Raw genomic sequence first — 7,015 nt, 5'->3', positions numbered from 1 at the left:
TACAAATACAATTTAAAAAACTCATTCTTATAAAGAATTAATATTAAAAATTATATGCAATAGATTTTTATATATCTATTGACTTTTTAATTTATTTATTATATACTATAACAATCAAAATATATGGCGGTGTAGCCAAGTGGTAAGGCAGGAGTCTGCAAAACTCTTATTCATCGGTTCGAATCCGTTCGCCGCCTCATTTTTCTGATTTTTTGTTAACATAATGAAAAAAATATATATTTTTGCAATATTCTTCTTAGTTATCGTACTTATGCTTACTCAAAAGCTCTATGTACTAACTATCAAAGAAAGAAAATCTACTCAAACAGCAAATGATTCATATGAACCAAGAGGAACTATTTATGATTCTAAAATGCGTCCTCTTACAATCAATGTCCCAGTATACACTATGTATATAGATACTCAGTCTGTAGCAGAATTAGATGGAAAAGAAGGAGTAAATGTAAATGAAGGATATGATGAAATATTAAGATTACTAGGTATTACAAAAGAAAGATTTGCAGAACTATTAAAAAATAAAAGAAGAACTATAAGATTAGCAAGAAATGTTAGTTTGGATGTTTATAATAAAATAAAAGAAGTAAAAAACAAATATAATATAAAAAGTATTTATGGTGATGAAAGCTATAAAAGATTTTACCCATATAGTGATATATTTGCACATGTTATAGGATATATGAATAAATCTGAAACAGAAGGTTATGCAGGTTTAGAAGCTACTTATCAAAATGTATTATCATCAGTAAATGGACAATCAAAGGATTTAGTTTTAACACTTGATAGAGATATACAAACTATAGTGAGAAATGAAGTATTAAAAACTGTAGCAGAAAAGTCCCCTCAATCTGTTACTTTTATAGTGTCTGATGTAAACACAGGTGCTATTATAGCAAATTATTCATACCCATCTTTCGACCCAAACAACCCTTTTATATATGTTAATAATGAAAGATTAGATAGAAGTATAATGAGTACTATTTATCCAGGCTCCACAATGAAAATATTTGTAGAACTTGCCGCTTTAGAAGAGGGAGTTGTTAATACAGATGAACTTTTTTATTGTAATGGTTATTATGACTATAGCAAACAAACTCGTATACACTGTGATTATCCGCATGGAAAAATAGCTTTTAATGATATATTAAAATATAGTTGCAATTATGCTGTTGTTACTGTTGCTGAGAGAGTAGATAAAAAATTCTTGTATGAATATTTAAAAAGATTTGGATTTGGCGATGCTACAGATGTAATGGGAAAATATAAAAATGAATGGACTGGAATATATCATGATTTAAAAGATTGGCATAGATTTTCACGTGGTTATTTAGCAATAGGTTATGATTTAAGTGTAACTCCTATGCAAATAGCTTCTTCATATTTGCCTCTTTTAAATGGCGGATATAAAGTTCAAATGCATGTTGTAGATTCTATTTATGATGGTAAAAATAGGTTAATATTAACAAATAACTTAAAAAAAGAAAGAATAATAGATGAGCAATATTCACAAATAGCAAGACTTCTACTTAGAAAAGGGGTTGAATCTGGTTCTACAGGTAGCAGAGCTAATTTGCTTAATATAGATGTTGTTGGTAAAACTGGTACTGCTATCACTGAAGTATATAGGTCTGGTTCTACAAACAGAGCTGAAAAATATTATCAATCTATATTTATAGGTGGATTTCCCTTGGAAGACCCTAAAGTTTCTATATTGGTTTTACTAGATGACCCTAAAGGTTCTGGAGGGCTTGCTGCAGGAAGAGTGGCTGCTCCGCTTTTTGCTCAGGTTGCTAATCAGATTATTCCATATTTAGGACTCGTTGACGGAGAAATACACACTATAAACACTAATGAATTTTTATCTTTAGTGCCAAAAGATAATATTATTTATACTAATAACATTATGCCTAATATATATGGTCTTTCATTAAGAGATGCTTTAAACAATATATCTTATATCGTTTCTAATAATAATGCTAAAATAGTAGTTCAGGGTGAAGGATATATTTATGATTATAGTCCTCAAGCTGGAAATGTAATATCTAATGAAGAGATAATACGGCTCAATCTTAAGGCTCCTAATAGAGACACTAATAAATAATTTTTTACAAATAACTTTTTTAAGGAGATAATATTAAATGTTTAATATACTCACATTTGGAGAACTTTTATATGATGTATATAATGATGTATCTGTAATTGGAGGAGCACCTTTCAATTATTCAATTCAATTATCCAGACTTTTAAATAATGATGACAAATTAAAGTTCATAACGGCATTGGGTAATGATGAATTAGGTAATAATGCTATTGATTTTATAAAAAAAGAAAACATTGATTCTTCTCTAATACAAATAAATAATAAATATGATACTGGAAAAGCAACTGTATTTCTTAATGAAAATAAAGTACCAGATTACATAATTCATGAAAATGCTGCTTGGGATAATATAGAATATAATGAAAAGATAGAAAATGCATTAAAATGCAAATATGATTTATTTTATTTTAATATTTTATCTCAAAGAAATGAATGCTCATATAATACTATAAAAAAGATATATAACAATATTGATTCTAAATATAAAATATGTGATGTAACTTTTAGAAAAAATTATTATACTAAAGAAAAGATAAAAGAGGCATTAGAGTTTATAAACATATTAAAAATAAATGATGATGAACTTGCTACTATAAAAAATATACTATATCCATCATTAGAAAATGATAATGAGAAGCTATTAAAAGTATTAAGCAAAGATTTTAATATTGAATATATATTTTTAACTCTTGGTGCTGAGGGGGCTTCTGTACTTTATAACAATGAATATATATTTAAACCTTCAAATAAAGTAAAAGTAGTTGATACTGTTGGGGCTGGTGATTCATTTGCAGCTGCTTTAAGCTACGCTATTTTAAATAATTTGGATATAAGAAAAGTACTCGATTTCGCCTCAACTGTTTCTGAACAAATGGTGCAATTAAAAGGCGGCACTGCAAAATATAATACTATAGAAGTAAAAAAATTATTTAATCTTTAATCTTTGCCTGTATAATATTTATATTTTGTTTTAGTTAAAAATCTTATATACTTAAAATTACCAGTATATGTTTCTTCTTTTACAACATACTTTCTTACATTATCATAAAATGTTTGTAAATTAGTTTGCATTAATTCATCTATATAGCTAGATTTATTTTTTGATATATAATCATAAAGCCTCTTATGAAGAAGTAAATAAACATAATTTTCTGGTGGTGTACTAGATTTTATAACCCCGCTATAAACTATATCATTAGAATTATTTTCTAAAGCTTTTTTAGCCATATAAATATTATTGCTGTATATTGATTTACCTTCAGGAGAAAACAAATAAGAAGCATCTATATAAAAAACATATTCTTTATTATCTGATGAAAGTAAATTATCAAACTTTCTTATTATTCTAAATGTTTTATTTAGATTATAATTTTCTTGTGCGTAAAGAAAATGCATATTAAAAAAAACAAATAAAATAATAATTAATCTCATAATAATTATTTAGGTATAGACCTAAGAAGTCTTGTAAAATCGGCATCTTTAGGAAATATTTTCAAAGCTTCTTCTATTATAGTATTAGCATTATTATATCTTTTGCTATTATATTCTGTAACAGCATAATTATAATATGATACCTTAAGATTTCTTTTTAAAACTGTAGTATTTTCTCCCAAATCTTCTATGCCCTGTTTATATATATTTATAGCCGCAGGGAAATCTTTCATATTTAAATAACTTGCCCCTATAGTATTATAATAATGCTCTGTATTTTTTTTAGTCATAGTATTATTAGGATTAAAATCATATGCCTCTTTAAGATATGTATATGACTTTTCATAATCGTGTTTTTTCAATGCATCCAATGCTGCTCTATTGAAAGCATTAACTAAATTATCATTATACATTTCAGTATATGGAGATAAATAATAAGCTTTTTTAGCCATAGTTAATTGCTTATCCAAATCATTCTCTATTTTTCTTAATGAAATAGAATTAGGATATAACGTTGCTATTAAAGTGAGAATATCTGCTTCATTTCTATTATTATAATTTTGTTTAGGCACAAAAGTAACTATAGTAGAAGTTCCTGTATTTCTTATTTCTTTAGTTCCTGGATTAAATCCTTTTGCTACAGTAGTTTCCACATCAATAGGACCTTTCTCTGTATAAACAGTACAAAAAGCATGACTTGAAGTTAATACTCCTTTAACCTCATAACCAAACTCGCTATAAAGAAGATAATAAAGTATAGAAGAACTTAAACAATTATATTCCCCTTTAGAAATCATATCCTGAAATAAAGTAGAAGTTTCAAAATATTTTTTTAATATTCCTTTATCATATATCCATAGTAAAAGTCTATTTCCAAAATCATAAGCTCCTTCATCTACATACTGAGAAAGCTCATCTTTTGCCATTTTTCTAATATCATCTAATTTAGTTCTATAAAACTTAAACTCATCTTCATCTGTAATTCCAGAAGCTATAATAAAACCATCATAATACAATTCTATATCGTTAGTATCGCCATTATCTATTTTTGTAAAGAACTCTTTTTCTAATGGAGTTAATTCAGTTTCATCAAATTTTATCTTATCAGAAGGCTTAGAATATACTATTAAAGAAATAATAAATAAAAATATTATTACATATTTTTTCATTTTTATAAACCTTATTAGCTAATAAATAAATTAATTAAGTTTGTCTAATTCATCTCTATATTTAGCAGCATCTTCATATCTTTCTTCTTTTATAGCCTGGTCCAACAATCTCTGTATCTCTTCTTTAGTTTTGACATTATTATTATTTATTGAACTATTATTATCTGCCTCAGCAACATCTTCATCATTATCAAATCTTTGATATACAAAAGGAACAGCAGAAGCCTCTTCGCCATTTTCAAGTATAATGCCAGCTTTTTCTATAACATGCTCTTCTACATAAATAGGACATTTAAACTCTAAAGCTAATGCTATAGCATCAGAAGGTCTGGAATCTATAAAAACATTGTTCTTATCATATTCAATAACAAGTTTAGCAAAATAAGTATCCATATGTATATTATCTATAATTACATTAACTAATTTGATATTACAAGTATTAAATATTTTATTAATAAGGTCATGAGTTAGAGGTCTTTCTTTTTTATAGCCTATAAGACTAGTCATAATAGATTGAGCTTCTAGGGTAGCTATAGATATGGGAATAACTTTTTCAGTATTTTCTGGCTTTAACATTACAACGAAATATTTATCTGTTATAGCCAAATTAAGTATTTTTGCTTCAACCACTTTTAAATACCTCTTATTATAATATTAATATATATGTTTGATTTGTCAAGGACATTTTTTTATATATTATCTACTTAATTTTTAATAAAAACTCTTTAGATATAAAAATAGTAAATAAAATAAGTATTAAAGCACTAATAGCAGCACTTATATATGGAGTAATAGTAAATAATAAAGATATAATAGCAGTAGTTACAATAGCAAGTATTATTATTATTATCTCAAATAATATAAATAATATAATATTCTTTTTATTTATTTTCTTTTTTTCTTCTGGTTTTTTATACGGTATAGGTTTTCTCATAATTTACACTTCCATTTTTTAATAATTAGTATCTATATCTAAAGAAGCCCTTGATATCCAAGTTTCTTCTTTTTTATTAACTTCAACTATTAAGTATCCTTCTTCAGTAATATCTTTAACTAAAGCACTAATTTCTTCACCATCTTTTTTTGCCTTTATAACTCTGCCTATCATATTACTGTATTCTCTGAAATATTCTGATAATTTTTTTTCGCTTGTATATACTTCCTCAAAGCATGTAATAAGTTCTTTATAAAACTCTGATAATTCTATTTTCACATTAGTTTCCATATAAAGGGAAGTTGCTTTATGCTTTATATCTTCTGGAAAATCTTCTTCTGTATGGTATAAATTCACTCCCGTTCCAATTATGCATGCATTTCTATTTTCTATAGGAGTAACCTGAATAAGAGTTCCTGATATTTTTCTGTTTTTTACTAAAACATCATTAGGCCATTTTACATGTGCATTTACATTATACTTTTCTCTTAAGCATTTACTTAAAGCAATACCAGGAAGAAAACTTAATGCCTCTTTTTTAAACGGAGTATATACTAATACGCTAAACCATAACCCTAAATCATTATTAGACACCCACTTGTTTCCATGTGTGCCTTTGCCTGCTGTTTGTTTTAAAGCAATATATACACTGCCCTCTTCTAACTTAATACCATTATTTAAATCTTCTATCATCTTAGTATTTGTACTTTCTAGAGATTCAAATATTTTTAAGTTTCTTCCATATACTTTGGTTTTTAAATTTTCTAAAAATATGTTAACTTCCATATTTTTATTATACATTTAAAAATGAATATATCAATATCTTTTTTATTATTTACATAAACAACCAAATAAAATAAATGTACTTGACTTATAACAGTTATATATTATAATTTTGACGTATATTTTTAAGGAGTTAATATGAGCAGCACTACATCAAATCAAATACTTGTATTTAAAATAAATAATGAATTATATGGTATGGATATTCTTAAAGTTCAAGAGATTTTAAGTTTTATGGCTCCTACTCCAATACCTAACTCTCCTGAATATTTTAAAGGAATCATAAATTTAAGAGGTACTATCATATTAGTAATAGATTTAAGGTCTAGATTTCATTTTGATAAACCAATGGACCCAGAAAATTGCGTAATAGTTGTAGTTGCTATAGGAAATAAAAAATATGGACTCGTAGTTGATTCCGTTTCTGATGTACTTACTATCAATAGTGAAAATATACAATCTGAAATAGATATTCACTCTGGAATAGACAGCAGATATATCAATGGTTTAGTAAAAGCTAATGAACAGATGATTATATTAGTGGATATAGATAAAGTATTTTTGGAAAATGAACTTGAT

8 protein-coding genes and 1 tRNA gene are annotated in these 7,015 nt (G+C 26.1%); 4 read left to right on the top strand and 5 right to left on the bottom strand.

The features are described from left to right. Positions 1-125 precede the first annotated feature (125 nt). From E6A48_RS09575 to E6A48_RS09565, 3 genes are all read left to right on the top strand, one after another. A tRNA-Cys gene (locus tag E6A48_RS09575) sits at positions 126-197 on the top strand. 74 nt (positions 198-271) lie between these two features. Beyond that, positions 272-2,119, top strand: coding sequence for a penicillin-binding transpeptidase domain-containing protein (locus E6A48_RS09570; protein WP_407928846.1), 1,848 nt, complete (start codon positions 272-274; stop codon positions 2,117-2,119). Positions 2,120-2,156: 37 nt separating this feature from the next. Beyond that, positions 2,157-3,059 (top strand): carbohydrate kinase family protein, encoded by a 903-nt coding sequence (locus tag E6A48_RS09565; protein ID WP_219709989.1) that lies wholly within the window; start codon positions 2,157-2,159, stop codon positions 3,057-3,059. On the opposite strand, the gene E6A48_RS09560 is transcribed toward E6A48_RS09565, so the two are convergent. The 5 genes from E6A48_RS09560 to E6A48_RS09540 all read right to left on the bottom strand — a co-directional run bounded on the left by E6A48_RS09560 (position 3,056) and on the right by E6A48_RS09540 (position 6,439). Then, positions 3,056-3,550 carry a hypothetical protein gene (locus tag E6A48_RS09560; protein ID WP_219709988.1) on the bottom strand — a complete coding sequence of 165 codons (495 nt, stop codon included), beginning with the start codon at positions 3,548-3,550 and terminating at the stop codon, positions 3,056-3,058. The two genes, E6A48_RS09565 and E6A48_RS09560, sit on opposite strands and share 4 nt — an antisense overlap. 5 nt (positions 3,551-3,555) lie before the next feature. Then, positions 3,556-4,719, bottom strand: coding sequence for a tetratricopeptide repeat protein (locus tag E6A48_RS09555; protein ID WP_219709987.1), 1,164 nt, complete (start codon positions 4,717-4,719; stop codon positions 3,556-3,558). 30 nt (positions 4,720-4,749) lie between these two features. Continuing rightward, complete coding sequence (locus tag E6A48_RS09550) at positions 4,750-5,349, bottom strand: bifunctional nuclease family protein (RefSeq protein ID WP_219709986.1); 600 nt, start codon at positions 5,347-5,349, stop codon at positions 4,750-4,752. Positions 5,350-5,419: 70 nt separating this feature from the next. Next, a complete protein-coding gene (locus E6A48_RS09545; protein ID WP_219709985.1) occupies positions 5,420-5,653 on the bottom strand; it encodes a hypothetical protein in 234 nt (77 codons plus the stop codon). A gap of 18 nt (positions 5,654-5,671) precedes the next feature. Continuing rightward, complete coding sequence (locus tag E6A48_RS09540) at positions 5,672-6,439, bottom strand: biotin--[acetyl-CoA-carboxylase] ligase (protein ID WP_258018593.1); 768 nt, start codon at positions 6,437-6,439, stop codon at positions 5,672-5,674. 135 nt (positions 6,440-6,574) lie between these two features. Between E6A48_RS09540 and E6A48_RS09535 the strand changes: the two genes are divergently transcribed. Continuing rightward, positions 6,575-7,015, top strand: a 441-nt coding sequence (locus E6A48_RS09535) for a chemotaxis protein CheW (RefSeq protein WP_219709983.1), incomplete at its 3' end; no start/stop codon positions are given.

Source organism: Brachyspira pilosicoli (assembly GCF_019402445.1).
GTDB classification, from domain to species: domain Bacteria; phylum Spirochaetota; class Brachyspiria; order Brachyspirales; family Brachyspiraceae; genus Brachyspira; species Brachyspira pilosicoli_B.
Note: the sequence above shows the minus strand (reverse complement) of the source record. Positions and strands in the feature narration are given on the sequence as shown.